This window comes from Nonomuraea sp. NPDC049480, from assembly GCF_044465905.1.
GTDB lineage: Bacteria > Actinomycetota > Actinomycetes > Streptosporangiales > Streptosporangiaceae > Nonomuraea.
Genome location: NZ_JBITMD010000002.1, coordinates 549264 through 568341 on the forward strand (window position 1 = coordinate 549264; position 19078 = coordinate 568341).

Here is a 19078-nt window from a genome sequence, read left to right on the forward strand (position 1 = left end):
TGGTGCTCTGGTCGTGTTCCGTCCCACGTCAGACAACTAAATAGTGACGAGTCGGCCTGTAGGCCGGGTTCTGTCCTTCGTGTGAAGGGGCGACCATCCATCTAGGACCGCCGTTGCCGGCGGTCTCGAGCGGTCTACCCGCGCGGCTCGGGCGGGCAGCCCTCGAACGTCGCGCGCGGAACGCTCCGGAGAGCGTCCCTTCTTGACCTTGCTCCGGGTGGGGTTTACCTAGCCGCCCACGTCACCGTGGGCGCTGGTGGTCTCTTACACCACCCTTTCACCCTTACCTCCCGTGAACCGGGAGGCGGTTTGCTTTCTGTGGCACTGTCCCGCGGGTCACCCCGGGTCGGCGTTACCGACCACCCTGCCCTGTGGAGCCCGGACCTTCCTCGGCGGGCCCCACTGGGGCCCGACGCGGTCGCCCGGCCGACTCGTCTGCTGAACTGTACCAAGTTTCAAGCGGTTCCCAACCCAGCCGCAAGGTGGAGGCGATGAGATGGGCACGTCATCGCCTGAGGGGGGCGATGCGTCGGCGGCCGTGCCGGGCGCCCTGGCGGAAACCCGGCACGGCCCCATGACGTCAGCGCAGGTGCGAGGTGTCGTTGAACGACTTCACCACGGCCGGGCCGTCCGCGTAGTACTCGATCAGCGACAGGCACGCCAGGTCGAGGTGCATCCGGTAGAGGGACTCCAGCGGGGCCATGAGCGCGAATCTGAGGAGCATCTTGATGGGCGTCACGTGGGAGACCGCCAGGACGGTCTTGCCTTCGTACCGCTCCACCAGCCGCTCTCCCACCGCCTCGACGCGGCGCGCGGTCGTGGCGAAGCTCTCGCCGCCCGGCGGGGCGGCTTCCGGGTCGGCGAGCCAGGCGGCCAGCTCGGCCGGCCACTTCCGCTGCACCTCGGTGAACGTGTGGCCCTCCCAGGCGCCGAAGTCGGCCTCCCTGAGGTCGTCGTCCACCTCGACGTCGAGACCGGTCCGCTCGGCCACGGCCGCCGCGGTCTGCCGGGCGCGCTTGAGCGGCGAGGTGACGATCACGTCCGGCCGGTACGGCTCCCGCGACAGCCGCTCAGCCGCCGCCGCCGCCTGGGCCAGGCCGTTGGGCGTGAGCTCGGGGTCGCCCAGGCCGGAGAACCTGCGTTCCACCGACAGCTCCGTCTCGCCGTGGCGGAGGAGGAGCAACGACGTCGCCACACGGGTCGCAGGGCGCCAGCCGGTGCCTTTGCCACGCTGCTGGGCCGCGGCGACGGCAGCGGTTGGGGCGGATATTTCGGAAATGTCGCCCGCATCGAGCAGGTCCGTCGGCCGCGCGACAGGCGGAGGCGATGTCGCGGTCGCGGTCGCTCCCGGTTCCCTGAGGATCGAGCCGCCGGGTACGTCCGGCGCATCCGCGGCGGAGGTGCCGCCCGCCCTCCAGGTCAGGCCTTTGGCCGCGGCGTCCATGGCCTCGTTGGCCAGGCGGTCGGCGTGCTGGTTGCGCGCGCGGGGGATCCAGGTCCATTCCGTCACCCGCAGCCGCCGCACCAGCCCCCCGGCCTCCAGCGCGAGCGGGCGCAACCCCTCGTTCTTGATCTTCCAGCGACCCGCCATCTGCTCGATGACGAGCTTCGAGTCCATCCGCACGGCCACCGGCGCGCCCTCGCCGCCCACCCGGAGCGCGGCCGTGAGCCCGGCGATCAGCCCACGGTATTCGGCGACGTTGTTGGTGGTGACGCCGATCGCCTCGGCCACCTCGGCCAGCACCTGGCCGTCCGCGGCGTCCTTGACGACCGCGCCGTAGCCGGCCGGGCCCGGGTTGCCCCGCGAGCCGCCGTCGGCCTCGATGACGTAATGCGTCACAGGCCCGACTCTGCCGTGCGTACGAGGATGCGGCGGCACTCGTCGCAGCGGATCACCTCGTCGTGGGGGGCGGCCTTGATGCGGTTCATCTCGGCGATGGACAGGGCCACCTTGCAGCCCTGGCACCGGCCGCCGCGCAGCATGGCGGCGCCCACGCCGTACTGCTCCCTGAGCTTCTGGTAGAGCGCGAGCAGGTCTGCGGGGATCTCGCCGGCGACGGCGGTGCGGCGGCCCCGGACGTCGGCCGCCTCCTTGTCGATCTCCTTGAGCGCGGCGTCGCGGCGGTCCTCCAGGGCGGACACGGCGGCGGCCAGCTCGTCGCGCTGCGCCACCAGGTCGGTCGCCTTGGCGTCGGCGGCCTCGCGCCGTTCCATGATCTCCAGGACGATCTCCTCCAGGTCGCCCTGGCGCTTGTGCAGCGAGACGATCTCCGACTGGAGGCTCGCCAGGTCGCGGGGCGAGGTCACGGCGCCGGAGTCGAGGCGCTTCTGGTCGCGTTCGGCGCGCGTGCGCACGGCGTCCACGTCGCTCTCCGCCTTGGTCTGCTCGCGGGCCAGGTCGCCGGCCTCGGTCTCGGCCTCGATGACCTGGGTGGCGAGCCTGGCGTACCGCTTCGACCGCTCGTCGATCTCGGCCAGCTCGGGCAGGGTGCGACGCCGGTGCGCCAGCCGGTCGATCACGGAGTCGAGCTCTGCCAGGTCGAGCAGTCTCTTCTGGGCCTCAGGGGCTGCTTTCATGATCAGTATCCTCTTGTCCAAGCATCGGTGACCGTGGCGGAGACACGCGTTTCAACGGTAACGCCACTGGCGTGCAGGATGGACGCGGCGCTGTCGAGCCAGGGCCACTCGGTCGCCCAGTGTGCCGCGTCGATCAGCGCGGGGCCGCCCGACTCGATGAACTCGCTCGCCGGGTGGTGGCGCAGGTCGGCGGTGAGGAACACGTCGACTCCGGCGGCCGCGGCCGTGGCGAGCAGTGAGTCGCCCGCGCCTCCGCTGACCGCCACGCGGGTGACGGGACGCGACAGATCGCCCGCCACCCGGATCCCCCACGAGGTCCGGGGCAGCCCCTTGGCGGCCTGGGCCGCGAACTCGCCCAGTGTCGTCGCCTCCGGCAGCTCCCCGATGCGGCCGAGCCCGCGCCACGGGTCGTCGGGGAAGGGCTGGAGCGGCACCAGATCGCCGGCCAGCCCGACGGCCCTGGCCAGGGCGTCGGACACGCCGGGGTTGGCGACGTCGGCGTTGGTGTGGGCGGTGTAGAGGGCGATGTCGTTCTTGATCAGGGTGTGGACGAGGCGGCCCTTGGGGGTGGTCGCGGCCACGCTCGTGGTGCCGCGCAGGTAGAGGGGGTGGTGGACGACGATCAGGTCGGCGCCCCACTCCATGGCCTCCTCCGCCACCGCGGCGACGGGGTCGACCGCGAACAGCACCCGCCGCACCTGCTGGGCCGGATCCCCGCTGACCAGCCCCACCGCGTCCCACGACTCGGCTCGGGCGGGCGGGTAGGACGCCTCGAGCACCTCGATCACGTCAGTCAACGTCACGGCAGCCACCTGCGAAGACTACCGGCCCGAGGGAGGGCGCGCGGGCGTGCGGAGGGGTGTCGGTCGAACAGGGTTCGGCGTACGGTAAGTGGACCCTGACACGCGGAGGACGGCATGGCACCAAGGGTCGCGATCATCGGAGCGGGGTTCGGCGGACTGTGCATGGCGATCCAGCTCGAACGGGCCGGGATCCGCTCGTACACGGTGTTCGAGAAGGCGGACGGCCTCGGCGGCACCTGGCGCGACAACAGCTATCCGGGGGCGGGCTGCGACATCCCCTCGCATCTGTACTCCTACTCGTTCGAGAAGTACGCGAGCTGGACGCGCCGCTACCCGGAACAGCCGGAGATCCTCGGCTATCTAGAGCATTGCGCCGATAAGTACGACGTCAGGCGAAAAATTCGGTTCCGTACGGAAGTCCGCCGCGCCGTCTTCGACGGCTCCCAGTGGCAGGTCACGACCTCTCCCCCGGACGGCGAGGCGGAGCGCACGGAGGCGTACGACGTGGTCGTCCTGGGGGTGGGGCAGCTCAACCGGCCCCGGCTCCCGGACATTCCGGGAATGCCGGACTTCGAGGGCGTCTCGTTCCACTCCGCGCGCTGGAACCACGATCACGACCTCACCGGCCGGCGCGTGGCGGTGATCGGGAACGGGTCGTCGGCGGCCCAGTTCATCCCGCGCGTCGCCGAGCAGGCCGAGCGGCTGTACGTCTTCCAGCGCACCCCCAACTGGGTGATCCCCAAGCCGGACGCCACGTTCGGGCCGCTGGCCAGGCTCGCGTTCCGCTTCGTCCCGGGCCTCCAGCGGGCCTACCGCGAGTGGATCTACCGGTACGCGGAGACCACCCTCTACCCCGCACTCGCCCAGGGCTGGAGCGTGGACCTGCTCAAGAAGCGGGCGCTCGGGCACCTGCGCGACCAGGTGCCCGATCCGGAACTGCGGGCCAAGCTCACGCCCGACCACCCGCCGGGGTGCAAGCGGGTGGTCATCGACAGCGCCTTCTATCCGGCCCTGACCAGGCCCAACGTCGACGTGGTCACCGACAAGATCGCCCGGATCGCGCCGAAGGGCATAGAGACCACCGAGGGCCTGCGCGCGGTCGACACGATCGTGTACGCCACCGGTTTCAGGAGCACCGAGTTCCTGACCCCCATGGAGATCGCCGGGCGTGGCGGACGGTCGCTGCGGGAGCAGTGGGCGGGCGGGGCGGAGGCGTACCTGGGCATCTCCGTGCCGAACTTCCCGAACATGTTCCTGCTGTACGGCCCGAACACGAACCTCGGGCACAACTCCATCGTCTTCATGATCGAATGCCAGGTGAACCACATCATGGCATGCCTGCCGCACCTGTCCGAGCGCGGGCCGATCGAGGTGCGGCCCGAGGTGATGGCGGCGTGGAGCAGGCGGCTCGACGCGGCGATGGAGCGGATGGTGTGGGGCGCGGGGTGCCAGAGCTGGTACAAGACGGCGGACGGCCGCGTCACGAACAACTGGCCCGGCCGCACGACGCTCTACCGCAGGCTGACGGCCAGGCCACCGCTCGACGCCTACCGCCCGGTCCCCGCAGGCTGAGCGGAGCCCGGACGGGGTTCATCAGATTCCCGGCACAATGGTGCAGATCGGGCAGCCGCGATACTTTCCAGGCATGACGCTTCCCCTGCATCAGCGCGCCGTCGTGGCCGACACGCACAACGACCTGCTGATGGCCGTCTCCGCCCGGCCGCCCCGGCAGTGGGCCTCGTTCTTCCGCGAGAGATGGCTGCCCCAGCTCGTCGCGGGCGGGGTCGACCTGCAGGTGCTGCCGGTCTTCATCGACGACCAGCACCTGCCGGAGGGGGCGCTGCGGCAGACGCTGCGCATGATCGAGTGCGCGCACGTGCTCGCCGAGGGGAACGCCGGGCACGTGCGCCTCTGCCGCGACGCCGCCGAGATCGACGCGGCGCTCGACGCCGGCAAGATCGCCCTGGTGCTGGCACTGGAGAGCATGCCGGGCCTCGACACCGACGTCGAGCTGATCTCGACCGTCCACCGCCTCGGCGTGCGGGTGGCGTCCATCGCGCACTTCGGCCGCACCCCGCTGGCCGACGGCAGCGGCGAGGACGCCACGGGCAGCGGGCTGACCTCGCACGGCGTCGCGGCCCTGGCCGAGATGGAGCGGCTCGGCATCGTCTTCGACGTCTCCCACCTGGGCGCCTCCGGCGTCGCCCACGTGCTGGAGCTGGCCACCAAGCCGGTCATGGCCACCCACTCCTCCGCCCGGGCGCTGCGCGACCACCACCGCAACCTCACCGACGAGCAACTACGCGGCGTGGCCGCCACAGGCGGCGTGATCTGCGTCAACTTCTTCGCCCCCTTCCTCGCCGACCGCCCGGAGGACATGACGCTCGACCGTCTGCTCGACCACATCGAGCACGTCGCGGCGGTCGCCGGCATCGACCATGTCGGCCTCGGCCCGGACTTCATCCGCGAGGTCATGGACGACCTGACGCCCCCGTACTGCGAGGGCGTCAACACGAGGGGCGTGGACCCGAAGAGCGCGGTGCCCGGCCTGGAGGGGCCATCGGGTCTGCCCATGGTCACCGAGGGCCTGCTCGCCCGTGGCCTGCCGGAGAAGGACGTCATGCGGATCATCGGAGGGAACGTGCACCGGTTCCTCGGGGAACGGCTGGCCTGACCGGACGCGGCGCCCCGCCCCCGATCAGGCCCCGATCACGCCATGGCCACCGCTACACGACCGGGCCGAGGGCCCTGCGCATCACGCAGTCGTTCGGGAACTCGCGGTGGTACGAAACCTCCCGTCCGCGCCAGTCGCCGGTGACCTCGACGTCCACCGGCAGATAGATCAACGGACACGGGCCGGGATCGACGTCCAGGTCCCCGACCCACCCGTCGACGGCGCGCAGCACGTCACACGCGTCCGCCGGCCGGGGGTGGGTGCCGCCATCCGGGTCACACGCGAGGCCCATCGCGTACGCGCCACCGTCGACGGGAGTGACGGTGATGTACAGCTCCGCGCCCGACGCGGCGGCGGCGGCGGGCAGCGCCCCGGACGGCGCGACCAGGATCGCTGCGGCGCAGAGTCCGAGCGCGGCCGGCCTGCGGGCGGCGGTCAGCACGAAAGTCATGGGGATCCTCCTGGTCAACGGGCGTCCCGGCTGGAACGGCATACCCTCACATGACTACATTCAGTGATCGATCGATGACCATTCGTGAATCGGGCACCTCAACGTGATGACGTGGATACATCCTGCTGTCCGCGCCGGTGAACGGCCGGGTCCCGGGCCGGTCCGGACGTCCGGCGGGGGGCCGGGCGGGGTCGGATTCGGCGGGCCCCCGCTCGCCTCCGCCTGGTGCGGCGTGGGTAAATGGGGACGTGAGCAGCCAGAGCGCAAAGGCGGCGGCCAAGGCCGGCGTGGAGATCAGGGAATTGCGGGAGATCGGCGAGTTCCAGCAGGTCTACCGGCTCTTCGACCAGATATGGCATCCGGATCCACGCAACGCGCCCGTCACCGTGGAGTTGATGATCGGGTTCGCGCACACGGGCAACTACGTGACAGGGGCCTTTGACGGGGACACGCTCGTCGGCGCGTCCGTCGGGTTCCTGGCCGCCGGCCGGACGTTGCACTCGCATGTGACCGGCGCCGTCATCGGGCACGGCATCGGATACGCGCTGAAGCTGCACCAGCGGGACTGGTGCCGGGAGCGGGGACTGGAGCGGATCACGTGGACGTTCGATCCGCTGGTGCGGAGGAACGCCCGGTTCAACCTGGTCAAGCTGGGCGCGCTGCCCGAGGCGTACCTGGAGGAGTTCTACGGGCCGATGGCGGATGCGATCAACGAGGGGGACGCGTCCGACCGGCTGCTGGCGGTGTGGCGGGTGGCTCCCGGCGAAGGCGCGGGCGCGTCGCCTCCAGAGACCGAGGGGTTGCCCGTGCTGCTGGGTTCCGAGGACGAGCGGCCCGTGGTGCGAGGGGTCCTGGGGGAAGCGGTTCTGGTGGGGACGCCGCGGGACATCGAGGAGTTGCGGCGGACGGATCCTGCGGCCGCGAAAGAGTGGCGCATGGCGGTGCGGACAGTGCTGGGAACGCTCATAGGCGCGGGCGGACAGGTGGTGGGATTTACCGACAGGGGAGAGTACATAGTGATGGTTAACTAGCTATTCCACCGGCGTTTCAGGTCTCTGTAATGTGACGGATAGGTAAGCCGAACAAGGAGACCGCATGGCGGAATTCATCCCGACCGTTCCTGCGCGCGTCCTACCGCCCGTCACCATCCGCGACCTTCCCGAGCCGCCTACGTCGAAGTGGCGCATCATCGGCCCCGGCCTGGTCGGCGCGGGTGTGGGGCTGGCGTCGGGCGAATTCATCCTCTGGCCGTACATCGCCTCCCAAGTCGGGCTCATCTTCATCTGGGGAGCCGCGATCGGGATCATCACCCAGTGGTTCCTCAACATGGAGATCGAGCGTTACACCCTGGCCACCGGTGAGACGGCGCTCACCGGGTTCAGCCGGATGTGGCGGCACTGGGGACTCGTCTTCGTCCTGATGACACTCGCGTCCAACCTGTGGCCGGGCTGGGTGACCAGCTCCGCGACCATGGTGACCTACCTGACCGGGGCGGACGCGAGCAGCGTGCGCTGGATCGCCATCGGCATGCTCGTCGTGATCGCGCTCGGGCTGACGATGGCGCCGGTGATCTACGTGGCGCTGGAACGGGTGATCTTCGTGAAGATCGCTCTGGTGGCAACGCTGATCGTGGTCGCGGTCATATTCGCGATCAACGCCGAGAGCTGGGTCGAATTCGGCAAGGGGATGACCGTCGGGGCGAGGTTCCCGGTGCCGCCGCTGGAGTTCGCGCTGCTGATGGGCGCCATCGCGTACGCCGGCGCGGGCGGCGGCCAGAACCTGTGCCAGAGCAACTGGATCCGCGACAAGGGCTTCGGCATGGGCGCGTACGTGCCGCGCCTGGTCAGCCCGGTGACCGGACAGGAGGAGGCGGCCGCGTCGACCGGCTTCCAGTTCGCGCCGACCAAGGAGAATCTGGCGCGGTGGCGGCAGTGGTGGCGGTTCGCGAACCTCGAGCAGGCGTGGACGTTCGCGGTGGTGACGTTCGTGACGATCGCCCTCATGTCGATGCTGGCGTACTCCACGGTCTTCGGGAAGGAAGGGCTGGCCAACAGCATCGCCTTCCTGAAGGTCGAGGGCGAGACGCTGCAGAGCGTCGTCGGCCCCTGGTTCGGGGTGCTGTTCTGGCTGATCGGGGCGCTGGCGCTGTTCGCCTCGGCCATGGGCATCGTCGACTACACCTCCCGGCTGGCCTCGGACACGATCAAGACGATGTACCTGCGCGAGAAGCCCGTGTCCGTGAACAAGATCTACTTCTACACCGTCTGGGCGATGGTGCTGATCGGGATCGGGATCCTGCTGCTGGGCTTCGACCAGCCGCTCGTCCTGCTGGTGTTCTCGGCGAGCTTCTCGGCCGTGATGATGTTCGTCTACTCGATCCTGCTGATCATCCTGAACCGGCGGGCGCTGCCCGACGTCATCAAGGTGCGTTCGTTCCGGCTAGGGGCGCTGATCTGGTCGGTGGCGTTCTTCGGCTCGCTGACCCTGCTGACCCTCTTCCAGCAGGCGCAGCGGCTGCTCGGCGGAGACTGACGGCGACCGGGCCATCCGGATCGGCGCCTGTTCCGCCGCAGCCGGACGGCCCGGCGTACGGCCTGGCCTGAGCCGCTTCATCAACGCGGAAGCTCCCTTGCCGCATTGGCGGGCACACTGGTGACCATGCTGGAAACCTCCGCCCGCCTGCTCAAGCTGCTCTCCCTCCTCCAGGCGTACCGGGAGTGGTCCGGCCCCGAGCTGTCCGCCCGCCTCGGGGTCTCGACCCGGACGATCCGCAACGACATCGAGCGCCTGCGCTCACTCGGCTACCCCGTGCACGCCACGCCGGGCGTCGCGGGCGGCTACCGGCTGGGCGCCGGCGCCGCGCTGCCACCGCTGCTGCTCGACGACGAGGAGGCGGTGGCGGTGGCGGTCGGGCTCGGCCGGGCGGCGGGCGGCGGCGTGGAGGGCATCGAGGAGACGTCGGTACGCGCCCTGGCCAAGCTGGAGCAGGTGCTGCCGTCCCGGCTGCGCCGCAGGGTGAACGCGCTCAACGCGTACACCGTGCAGATCCCGGGCAACGCCCCGTCGGTGCCCCCGGAGGTGCTGACCACGATCGCGAACGCGGCCCGCGACCACGAGCGGCTCCGCTTCGACTACACCGGCCACGAGGGCGAGACGACCGTACGCGACGTGGAGCCGCACCGCCTGGTGCACCGGCGCGGCCGCTGGTACCTCGTGGGGTACGACGTCGATCGGCAGGACTGGCGCACGTTCCGGGTCGACCGGGTGCGGCCGCGCACGCCGCAGGGTCCCCGCTTCACCCCGCGCGAGCTGCCGGAGAACGGCGACGTGGCGGCGTACGTGGAGAAGGGCGTCAACACGGCGATGTGGCGCTACCGGGCCACCGTGCTGCTGCACGCCCCGGCCGGCCACGTGGCGGGGCTGCCGCTCGGACTGGAGGTCGAGCCGGTGGACGACGCGACGTGCCTGGTCAAGCTGGGCGGCGACGACCTGAACGGCATGGCCGTGTGGATCGGGTTCATCGGCGTGGACTTCGAGGTGCTCGACCCGCCGGAGCTGGCCGACCACGTGCTCCGGCTGTCAGAGCGGTACCGCCGGGCGGTCAGCCGCCGGTAGGTGGACGGTCAGCGGCCGGGCGCAGGCTCGCTGCCATGACGAACATGACACGTGTGGCCGGTAGCAGGGACGACTTCCAGCTCGTCCACCACCTCACCCTGACCGGCAGCCAGTTCGAGATCGGCCGGGCGCTCACCGAGGAGGCCCGCAGGCTCGGCTGGTCCCCCATGCCGGTCGATCCGATCGTGGGCCGGGCCCGCAGGACCTGGTTCGAACGGCACTGGCCGCAGCACCACGCCCGCATGGACGGCGCGGCGGCCGCCCTCGGCCTCGACCCCGACCAGGACGAGCTCGCTCTCGACGGCCTGAGCTACATCCCCGAGGGCTCGGGCTGCTCTGCTATGTGGATCCCGCCCTCGGCCGCCGCGGACGGCCACGGCCGGATCGGCCGCAACTACGACTTCTTCCCCACGACCGCCGGCGAGATCATGGGCGGCGCCCCGGGGCCGGACGAGCTGCCGATGGCCTCCCGCCCCTACGTGATCACGACGGTGCCCGACGAAGGGCTCTCCGCGACCGTGATCACCATGAACGACCTCGACGGCTGCATGGACGGCATCAACTCGGCGGGCCTGGCGGTCATGCTGCTGATCGCCGACTTCGAGACCGCCGCGCCGCCGGAGAGCGTCGCGCCGCAGGTGGGGCTGGCCAGCGTGCAGCTGCCCCGGTTCCTCGTCGACACCTGCGAGAACGCCGACCAGGCCAAGCAGGCGCTGCTGGGCGCCAAGCACTACGACTACGGCACGCCCTTGCACTACCTGGTGGCCGACGCGCACGGGCAGGCGTTCGTGTGGGAGCGCGGCCGGGACGGTCGCGAGCACATCGTCGAGTTCGGCGACGGCCCGCTGTGCGTCACGAACCACCTGCTGCACCGCAACCCGGACCCGATGCACCTGCCCGCCGACAGCCCGGCGTCGTTCGGCAGCTTCGGCCGGCTGCGCACGCTGTACGAGCGCAGCAAGGGCACCACCATGTCCGGGCAGGACCTGCGCGACAGCCTGCGGGCCGTCGCGCAGGCCGAGGACCCGGATGTGCCGTTCCGCACGCTGTGGAGCAGCGTCTTCGACACCGCGGACCGTACCCTGTCGGCCCGCTTCTACCTGGGCGAGGGCAGGCGCTACAGCGAGGAGCTGGTTTTCGCCGCGAGATAGTCCGCGCGGACCTTCGAGCGTGACAACTTGCCCGTGGGCGTGCGCGGGAGCGTCGCGCGGTATTCGACCGCCTTCGGGTGCTTGAACCTGGCGATGCGCGGTTCGCAGTGCTCCAGCAGCTCGGCCGTGAGCTCGGGCCCCGGCTCGATCCCGCCGGCGGGCTGCACGAGCGCGACCACGTTGTGGCCCCACTCCTCGTCGGGCACCCCGATGACGGCCACGTCGGCCACCGCGGGGTGCTCGAGCAGGGCGGCCTCGATCTCGGCGGGGTAGATGTTGACCCCGCCGGAGACGATCAGGTCGGTGCGCCGGTCGCACAGGAACAGGTAGCCGTCCGCGTCCAGGTAGCCGATGTCGCCCGGGGTGTACCACTCACCGCGCATGCTGGCGGCCGTCTTCTCCGGGTCCTTGCGGTACTCGAACTTGCCGAGACTGGATTTGACGTAGACCAGGCCTGGCTCGCCGGGCGGCAGCTCGTCGCCGGCCTCGTCGAGGATCCTGACCTCGAACGTGGGCGCGGGCCGTCCCACCGTGCCCGGCCTGGCCAGCCATTCGTGCGGCTTGACCGCGAACGCGATCGTCGACTCGGTCGAGCCGTAGTACTCGTACAGCACCGGCCCCCACCAGTCCATGATCTGCTGCTTGACCGCGACCGGGCAGGCCGCGGCCGTGTGGATCACCTGCCGCAGGCTGGAGACGTCGTACTTGCCGCGCACGTCCTCCGGAAGCTGCAGCATGCGGTGGAACATGGTGGGCACCATCATCGCGTTGGACACCCGGTGCCGCTCGACCAGCTCCAGGATCTGCACCGGCTCGAACCTCGGCGTGATCACCACCGTGTGCCCGAGTTGCAGCGCGAACTGGGTGTGCGCACACGGCGCGGAGTGGTACATCGGCGAGGTCACCAGATGCACGTCGTCACCCGGCCTCAGGTCGACGACCTCGCCGAGGAACCACGTGTACAGCGGCACGATCTCCTCCGGCGTGGCGCCCGGCAGCGGCCGCTGCACGCCCTTCGGGAAGCCGGTGGTGCCGGATGTGTACCACATGACCGCCCCGGACGTGCGGTCCGCGGGCGCGTCCTCAGGCTGCCCCGCGGCCAGCCCCTCCGTGCCGATCTCCCCGCCGGGCACGGCGAAGTCCGGGCCGGTGACGACGAGCTTCGCGTCGCAGTCCTTGAGGATGTACGCCACCTCCGACGCGGTCAGATGCCAGTTGATCGGCACGTAGTAGACGCCGATCTGGCCGGTCGCCATGAGCATGATCACGGCGTCGATCCCGTTGGGCAGCACGCCCGCCGCCACGTCTCCCGTGGTGAGCCCGCGGGCCCTGAGCCCGTGCGAGACCTGGTTGACCTTGGCGAGCAACTGTCCGTACGTGGTCCGGGCGCCGTCGGAGCCGATCACGGCGAGGCGATCGGGGTCGGCGGCGGCGATGGCGTAGAAGCCGGCTTCCATCACAGCTCCAGCAGTTCGGCGAGGCGTTCGCGGTGGAGGCGGGGCGGGCCCAGCAGTACCTCGTCCGCCTTGGCCCGTTTGTAGAACAGATGAGCGTCGTGCTCCCAGGTGAAGCCGATGCCGCCGTGCAGGAGCAGGTGGTCGCGGGCCACCTCGAAGCAGGCGCGGCCGACGTACGCCTGGGCGAGTGCGGCGGCCTCGGGCAGCTCGTCAGGGGACTCGTCGGCGGCCCAGGCCGCGTACCTGACGATGGACTCGGCCTGTTCGAGCTTGCAGTGCATGTCGGCGAGCTTGTGCTTCACCCCTTGATAAGAGCCGATGTAGCGGCCGAAAGCCACCCGGATCTTGGCGTGGGCGACGATGGCGTCCAGCGCCGCCCGCATCACGCCGAGCTGCTCGGCCGCGACCGCCACGCACAGCAGGTCCCCGATGCCGCCCTCCGGCTGCGGCCCGAGCACCCGGCACGGCGCCCCGTCCATGACCACCCGCGCCTGGCCCCGCGTGATGTCGATCGTCTCCAGAGCGGTCCTGGTGACGCCGGGCGCGTCCAGCTCGACGGCCACCATGACGACGCCGTCGCCGGTGCGCGCGGGCGCCACCAGCACGCCGGCTTCCATGCCGCTGAGCACCTGTGTCAGAGTCCCGTGCACGGCCGTGCCGTCACAGGTGAGCTCGTGCCCGGTGAGCGTGGCCGCGATCCGGCCCTCGGCGATGCCGGTCAACAACTCTGTGCTTATGGTCGCGCTCCCTTCGGCCCCGTCTTGGTTACGCAAGCTGCCGCTTCCGGGGCCGGCTCGCCGCTCCGTGTCAGGCACCTTGGTCAGGGCGACAGTGGCGAACACGGTGGCCAGGAACGGTCCGGGCAGCAGGGCCGCGCCCGTCTCCTCCAGTGCGACCGCCAGCTCGGTCATGCCCGCGCCCGCGCCGCCGTACTCCTCGGGAATGATCAGGCCCGACAGGCCGAGCTCGCCGTTGAGCCGGGCGTACACCTGCGGATCGTAGCCCTGGCGGACCTTGGGCAGCGGCGCGGCCGTGCGCAGGAAGGACCGTACGGACTCGCGCAGCTGCTGTTGTTCCTGGCCGAGTACGAGCTTCACGCCTGGGTCCCCACCTTCAGGTCCTTGAACGGCACGGTCTTGTCCACGCGCGGCTCGGGCGGCAGTCCGAGCACGCGGTCGCCCACGATGTTGCGCATGATCTCGTTGGTGCCGCCGCCCAGCGCCATGCCCGGGGCCAGGGAGAGGGCCTGGGCGAGCGGATGGTCCGCCAGCACGGACTCGGGCCCGACGAGCTGCGTGGCCAGGTCGGCCTGGAACAACGTGAGCTCGGCGAGCAGCAGCTTGGCGGCGCTCCCCCGCGCGCCGGGGAAGATCCCGGCCTTGGTCTCCTGGGCCAGGCGCTGGTTGAACAGCGCGAGCGCGCGGCTGCGGATGTGCAGCTCGACGAGCTGGTCGCGGACCAGCGGGTCGCTCGTGTCGACCGCCCGGCGCAGCGCATCCAGGGACGCCGGGTTGTCCTTCTGCCCGCCCATGCCGACGCCGGCCGAGATCGACAGCCGCTCGTGCAGCAGCGTCGTGACGGCCACGCTCCAGCCGTCGTTCACCTCGCCCACGCGGTGCTCGTCGGGGATCGTCACGTCGTCGAAGAAGACCTCGTTGAAGTTGGCCTTGCCCGACATGTCCCTGAGCGGCCGGACCGTCACGCCCGGGTGGTGCATGTCCACCACGAACATGGTCAGCCCCTTGTGCTTGGGCACGTCCACGTCGGTGCGGGCCAGCAGCAGGCCCCAGTCGGCGTGGTGGGCGACCGAGGTCCACACCTTCTGGCCGTTGACGATCCAGTGGTCGCCGTCATGCTCGGCCCTGGTCTGGAGGCTGGCCACGTCGCTGCCCGCGCCCGGCTCGGAGAACAGCTGGCACCAGATCTCCTCGCCGCGCAGCAGCGGCCGGATGAAGCGCTCGCGCTGCTCGTCGGTGCCCCGGTCGAGGATGGTCGGGCCGGTCATGCCGAGGCCGATGGAGAAGACGTACGTGGGGAGGGTGAAGTCGCGGGCCGCGGCGGCGAACGCGCGCTCCTCCGCCTGCGTCAGCCCCTGGCCGCCCCAGCGTTCGGGCCAGGTGATGCCGGAGTAGCCGGCGTCGTAGAGCTTGGCCATGAACTCCTTGGCCCTGGTGACGCCGTCCGCCGCTTCGTCCGCCGGAAGGTTGTCCTCGAGCCAGGCCCTGGCGGCACGCCGATACTCAGCAAGGTCCACGTCGTCTCCTTCGTATCAGTGCCCACTTACTCTAATCAGGCGGCCGCACCACGCATAGAGCACCTGATTTGTTGTGGAATCTCCGCTAGTTGGCAGTGGAGGGGCCATGTGTGATCACCTGATCACGGAGGGATGGGTGTGATCGCACGGCTGGGCCGTTCCATGCGCGCGCGGCTGGCGCTGTTCGCCGGCGTCGCCGTGGCGCTGCTCTGCCTGGCGACCAGCGCGCTGTTGCTGTGGGCGGCGCACAACACGGCCGCCGACATCCGCACGAACGAGGTGATCACCGCCGCGCTGCGCGTGGTCCACCTGATCAAGACGCACCAGATCCCCCGTGTGATCTCTCTCGACCTGGAGGGTCTCCAGGTCGTGGACGCGGCCGGGCGCATCGTGTCCACGACGCCCAACCTCGCCGGCTCGCCCCGCCTGACCACGCTCGTTCCCGACCCGGACAACGCCAACCGCCTGGGCAGGGTGTGCGACCTGCCGCAGTTCTCCGGCGAGTGCCGGCTCTTGGTCGCCTTCCGGGTGTACGAGCCGGAGGGCGACTGGATGGTCTACGCCTTCGGCTCCATGACGCCCTGGTACGTCCACCCGGCCGTGCTCGCCTTCCTGGCCTGCGCCTCCGCAGGGCTCGTCGCGCTGACCTGGTTCGGCGTGTCGAGAGTGGTGGCCAGGACCCTCGCGCCGGTGCACCTCATCACGGGCCGCCTCGCCGAGATCACGGCAGGCGACGGCGGCATGCGCGTGCCCGTGCCCGAGAACGCCGAGGAGATCAAGGCGCTGGCCGAGACCGCGAACCAGACGCTCGCGCGCCTGGAGGAAGCGATGGAGCAGCAGCGCAGGTTCGCCTCCGACGCCTCGCACGACCTGCGCAGCCCGATCACCGCGATGCGCGCCGAGCTCGAGGAGGCCCTGCTGGCCCCGGACGAGATCGAATGGCGCGAGACCGGCGACAAGCTGCTCACCAGCCTCGACCGGTTGGAGAACATCGTCACCGACCTGCTGATGCTGGCCAGGCTCGACGCCGGCGCCCCCGCGCGGCTCGACCCGGTGGACCTGGCCGACCTGGTCACCGCCGAGACCGCCAGGGTGCGGTCGAAGAAGGTCGTCACCAAGCTGCAGCCCGGCGTGCTCGTCACCGCCGACCACGTCCGGCTGTCCCGCCTGCTGACGAACCTGCTCGACAACGCCGAGCGGCACGCCGAGAGCACGGTCATCGTGACCCTGCGGCAGGACGGCGAGGCCGTGCTGGAGGTCCTCGACGACGGGGCGGGCATCGCGCCGGAGCACCGCGAGGTCGTCTTCAGGCGCTTCACGAGGCTGGACGCCTCGCGCAACCGCGACGCGGGCGGCACCGGGCTCGGCCTGCCCATCGCACGGGAGATCGCGGAGACGTACGGCGGCACGCTCAAGATCGAGGATTCGGAGGCAGGAGCCCGTTTTGTGCTACGGATGCCGGTCCGAAAGGACTGACGACGGTAAAGAACGGGTACTGAAAGGTTTTCGGGCTTGATCGAAACTGTCGTTGGCCCTAGCTACCATGATCACGATGAACGCTGGAAGGAGGGGCGATCACGACCGTTCGCGCTCCACTCAGCCAGACCAGAAGTTAGCCAGTTCGAAAAGAGTTACCCGTTGTGACAACAGGTTTCAGCCGATTACGGCGTGAGGATCTTCTCAAGACCGCCTGCGAGGTGATCGCGGACCAGGGGTTCGGCCACACCAGGACCATCGACATCGCCCGAGCCGCCGGCGTCAGCCAAGCCCTGCTGTTCTACCACTTCGAGAACAAGGAACAGCTGTTCGCGCAGGCCTTCACGTACGCGGCCCGCCTCCACATGGACGCGCTCGGCGACGTCGAGCGCTCCACGGGCACGCCGCTCGAACGGCTGCGCTCCCTGCTCAGGCTCTGCTCGCCGGCGATCCCGAGCGAGGGCTGGCGCCTGTGGATCGACGCCTGGGCGGAGGCGATGCGCAGCTCCAAGCTGGAGGAGATCTCGCGGCGGATCGACACGCAGGGCCGCCTGCTGATGCGCGCGATCATCGAGGCCGGCACGGAGTGCGGCGACTTCGACTGCGCCGACCCCGACTCGGCGGCCTGGCGGATCTTCGCGCTCATCGACGGGCTCGCGATCCAGACGCACGTGCACCCCAAGGCGCTGTCGCGCCGCCGGGCCAACGCGCTCATCCGCACGGCCGCGGCGAACGAGCTCGGTGTGTCCGTCGAAAAGCTGTGACTCCACTCTTCCCGAGTTATTGGACGCTTCGTACAATTACTTGGCGAGGAGAGGAGCGCACGCGATGACACCCGCACCGAGCTCTACAACCGCCAGGGAAAGCGACGAGCAGGTCGCGAGCCGCAGCGCCTACGAAGCGGTCATCGAACGCCTCTCGAAGGCGTCGGTCGACAAGCACTGGGAGCCGTACCGGGACATCCCCTGGGACGACCCGGAGTTCCTCGTCGATCCGGCCGACCCGCGCTGGGAGCTGCCCGAGGTGGACGAACTGGGCGGCCATCCGTGGTACCGGAGCCGGCCACCCGAGGTGCGCGCGGCGATCGGGCTGTGGCGGGTGGCGACCGCCATGAAGATCGGGCTGCAGTTCGAGAACCTGCTCAAGCGCGGCCTGCTCAACTACGCCTACCGGCTGCCGAACGGGGCGCCGGAGTTCCGGTACGTGTATCACGAGACCATCGAAGAGGGACATCACGGGATGATGTTCCAGGAATTCGTGAACCGCACCGGGCTGCCGATCCGCGGCATGCCGCGGCCGCTGTCGATGATCGCCCAGGTCACGCCATGGATCCCGCTGATCTCCACCGAGCTGTTCTTCGTGTTCGTGCTGGGCGGCGAGGACCCGATCGACCACGTGCAGCGCAAGATGCTCAAGGACGGGCGGGCCCACCATCCGCTGGAAGAGACGATCATGCGCATCCACGTCGCGGAGGAGGCCAGGCACATCTCCTTCGCCCGGCACTACCTGCGCAACCGGGTGCCGCGGATGCCCGCGTACCGGCGCCTCCTGCTGGGCGTCGCGGCGCCGATCATCCTCGGCGTGATGGCCCGCATCATGCTGGCGCCACCCGGGGCGATGATCAGGCACTTCAGGATCCCCGTGACCGTGGTCTCCGAGGTCTACCTGCGCAACGCGGCCGCCCAGCAGGAGATCCGCGACTCGGTCGGCAAGACCCGCGAGCTCTGCGCCGAGCTGGGGCTGGTCAACCCGCTCACCCGGCGCATCTGGCGGGCCATGGGCATCTGGGCCTAACGCGCGGGGCGCCTGGCGATCAGGACCTCGGTCACCTTTCCGTGCTCCCACCTGCCTAGGGGATTGCTCTCCAGCAGCGCGTTCCTGACCGCCTCGGTGAAAGCGCCCAGCCGGTCGCCGAGCTGGGCGGGCGTGGAGTACGAGAAGGACAGCTGCAGACCGATCACATCGAGGACGTTGTGGGTCAGGCGCCTCTCGTAGAGGGTCGAGCTCAGGTCGGAGAAGGGCGAGGCGGCCAGCACGTCGTCATGGTGCTCGCCGGTCGCCTGGAAGGAATTGGTGGCCTTCATGGCGCCCACGCCGAACTCCGCGCGTACCCGCCGCATCACCGGCTCCCAGGGGTCCTCGCCGGGGTCGCGGCCCGGGCCGACGAGCGCCACGACGCCGTCCGGCGGGAGCAGCTCGTCCAGCTCGGCCAGCACCGCACGGCGGTCCATCCAGTGGAACGACCTGCCCATGACGACGTGGCCGAACGGCGGCAGCTCGCGCAGCATCGTGGAGTCGCCCCTGAGCCAGCGGATGTTGGGCACACCCTCCGCCAGACGCCTGCCCTCGGCGAGCATCCCCTCGTCCGGGTCCACGGCCGTGACCTCGCGGACGCGCCGGGCCAGCGGGATCGCCACCGTCCCGGGGCCGCAGCCGAGGTCGAGCACGCTGCTGTCCGGGCCGAACGTCCCGGCCAGGTGCTCGATGGCCGCGTCGCCGTGGTCGGCCCGGTATCTGGCGTAGTAGTGCGCCGCGCCGCCGAAGAGGTCGGTCATCGGGCTGTCCTCAGGGGTCGCACGGGTGTCTTCCTCCTTGGTCGCGTAAGCGTGGCCGTCAGCCC

17 protein-coding genes and 1 other RNA gene are annotated in these 19078 nt (G+C 70.3%); 9 read left to right on the forward strand and 9 right to left on the reverse strand.

The features are described 5' to 3' along the window. Window positions 1-43: 43 nt before the first annotated feature. From rnpB to ACIBX3_RS07970, 4 genes are all read right to left on the reverse strand, one after another. Window positions 44-434, reverse strand: an RNA gene (gene rnpB, locus ACIBX3_RS07955) — RNase P RNA component class A. A 146-nt stretch (window positions 435-580) separates the two neighbouring features. Further along, window positions 581-1840: a bifunctional RNase H/acid phosphatase gene (locus tag ACIBX3_RS07960; RefSeq protein WP_397114334.1), complete on the reverse strand. Its 1260-nt coding sequence runs from the start codon at window positions 1838-1840 to the stop codon at window positions 581-583. Further along, on the reverse strand, window positions 1837-2577 hold the full coding sequence (locus tag ACIBX3_RS07965; RefSeq protein ID WP_397114336.1) for a zinc ribbon domain-containing protein: 741 nt from the start codon (window positions 2575-2577) through the stop codon (window positions 1837-1839). Before ACIBX3_RS07965 ends, ACIBX3_RS07960 begins: the two co-directional genes overlap by 4 nt. A gap of 2 nt (window positions 2578-2579) precedes the next feature. Further along, window positions 2580-3380, reverse strand: coding sequence for a Nif3-like dinuclear metal center hexameric protein (locus tag ACIBX3_RS07970; RefSeq protein WP_397114338.1), 801 nt, complete (start codon window positions 3378-3380; stop codon window positions 2580-2582). A gap of 114 nt (window positions 3381-3494) precedes the next feature. Here ACIBX3_RS07970 and ACIBX3_RS07975 point away from each other — a divergent pair, with 114 nt between their 5' ends. Both ACIBX3_RS07975 and ACIBX3_RS07980 read left to right on the forward strand, forming a co-directional pair. After that, on the forward strand, window positions 3495-4952 hold the full coding sequence (locus tag ACIBX3_RS07975) for a flavin-containing monooxygenase (RefSeq protein WP_397114340.1): 1458 nt from the start codon (window positions 3495-3497) through the stop codon (window positions 4950-4952). Between the two features lie 73 nt (window positions 4953-5025). Further along, complete coding sequence (locus ACIBX3_RS07980; RefSeq protein ID WP_397114342.1) at window positions 5026-6054, forward strand: dipeptidase; 1029 nt, start codon at window positions 5026-5028, stop codon at window positions 6052-6054. Between the two features lie 52 nt (window positions 6055-6106). Here ACIBX3_RS07980 and ACIBX3_RS07985 read toward each other — a convergent pair whose 3' ends face one another. Continuing rightward, window positions 6107-6505, reverse strand: coding sequence for an SSI family serine proteinase inhibitor (locus ACIBX3_RS07985; protein ID WP_397114344.1), 399 nt, complete (start codon window positions 6503-6505; stop codon window positions 6107-6109). A gap of 248 nt (window positions 6506-6753) precedes the next feature. Between ACIBX3_RS07985 and ACIBX3_RS07990 the strand changes: the two genes are divergently transcribed. The 4 genes from ACIBX3_RS07990 to ACIBX3_RS08005 all read left to right on the forward strand — a co-directional run bounded on the left by ACIBX3_RS07990 (window position 6754) and on the right by ACIBX3_RS08005 (window position 11271). Continuing rightward, window positions 6754-7536, forward strand: a complete 783-nt coding sequence (locus tag ACIBX3_RS07990) for a GNAT family N-acetyltransferase (protein ID WP_397114346.1) — start codon at window positions 6754-6756, stop codon at window positions 7534-7536. Window positions 7537-7600: 64 nt separating this feature from the next. Further along, on the forward strand, window positions 7601-9037 hold the full coding sequence (locus tag ACIBX3_RS07995) for an Nramp family divalent metal transporter (RefSeq protein WP_397114348.1): 1437 nt from the start codon (window positions 7601-7603) through the stop codon (window positions 9035-9037). 126 nt (window positions 9038-9163) lie between these two features. After that, a complete protein-coding gene (locus ACIBX3_RS08000; RefSeq protein ID WP_397114350.1) occupies window positions 9164-10120 on the forward strand; it encodes a helix-turn-helix transcriptional regulator in 957 nt (318 codons plus the stop codon). A gap of 35 nt (window positions 10121-10155) precedes the next feature. Next, on the forward strand, window positions 10156-11271 hold the full coding sequence (locus ACIBX3_RS08005) for a C45 family autoproteolytic acyltransferase/hydolase (protein ID WP_397114353.1): 1116 nt from the start codon (window positions 10156-10158) through the stop codon (window positions 11269-11271). Here the strand turns inward: ACIBX3_RS08005 and ACIBX3_RS08010 are convergent. Genes ACIBX3_RS08010 through ACIBX3_RS08020 form a run of 3 tightly spaced genes read right to left on the reverse strand, consistent with a single transcriptional unit; the run spans window position 11238 to window position 14982 of the window. Beyond that, entirely contained in the window at window positions 11238-12728 is a 1491-nt protein-coding gene (locus ACIBX3_RS08010; protein ID WP_397114355.1) for an AMP-binding protein, read from the reverse strand. The two genes, ACIBX3_RS08005 and ACIBX3_RS08010, sit on opposite strands and share 34 nt — an antisense overlap. After that, window positions 12728-13825, reverse strand: a complete 1098-nt coding sequence (locus ACIBX3_RS08015) for an acyl-CoA dehydrogenase family protein (protein ID WP_397114357.1) — start codon at window positions 13823-13825, stop codon at window positions 12728-12730. Before ACIBX3_RS08015 ends, ACIBX3_RS08010 begins: the two co-directional genes overlap by 1 nt. After that, a complete protein-coding gene (locus tag ACIBX3_RS08020; protein WP_397114359.1) occupies window positions 13822-14982 on the reverse strand; it encodes an acyl-CoA dehydrogenase family protein in 1161 nt (386 codons plus the stop codon). Before ACIBX3_RS08020 ends, ACIBX3_RS08015 begins: the two co-directional genes overlap by 4 nt. 132 nt (window positions 14983-15114) lie before the next feature. Here ACIBX3_RS08020 and ACIBX3_RS08025 point away from each other — a divergent pair, with 132 nt between their 5' ends. From ACIBX3_RS08025 to ACIBX3_RS08035, 3 genes are all read left to right on the forward strand, one after another. Then, window positions 15115-16458, forward strand: a complete 1344-nt coding sequence (locus ACIBX3_RS08025) for a sensor histidine kinase (RefSeq protein WP_397114361.1) — start codon at window positions 15115-15117, stop codon at window positions 16456-16458. A gap of 164 nt (window positions 16459-16622) precedes the next feature. Continuing rightward, window positions 16623-17222, forward strand: a complete 600-nt coding sequence (locus ACIBX3_RS08030; protein WP_397114363.1) for a TetR/AcrR family transcriptional regulator — start codon at window positions 16623-16625, stop codon at window positions 17220-17222. Between the two features lie 64 nt (window positions 17223-17286). Further along, the gene (locus tag ACIBX3_RS08035) at window positions 17287-18252 is read left to right on the forward strand and encodes a diiron oxygenase (protein WP_397114365.1); all 966 of its coding nucleotides are present in this window, start codon (window positions 17287-17289) and stop codon (window positions 18250-18252) included. Here ACIBX3_RS08035 and ACIBX3_RS08040 read toward each other — a convergent pair. Further along, window positions 18249-19013, reverse strand: a complete 765-nt coding sequence (locus tag ACIBX3_RS08040; protein ID WP_397114367.1) for a class I SAM-dependent methyltransferase — start codon at window positions 19011-19013, stop codon at window positions 18249-18251. The two genes, ACIBX3_RS08035 and ACIBX3_RS08040, sit on opposite strands and share 4 nt — an antisense overlap. Between the last annotated feature and the right edge of the window lie 65 nt (window positions 19014-19078).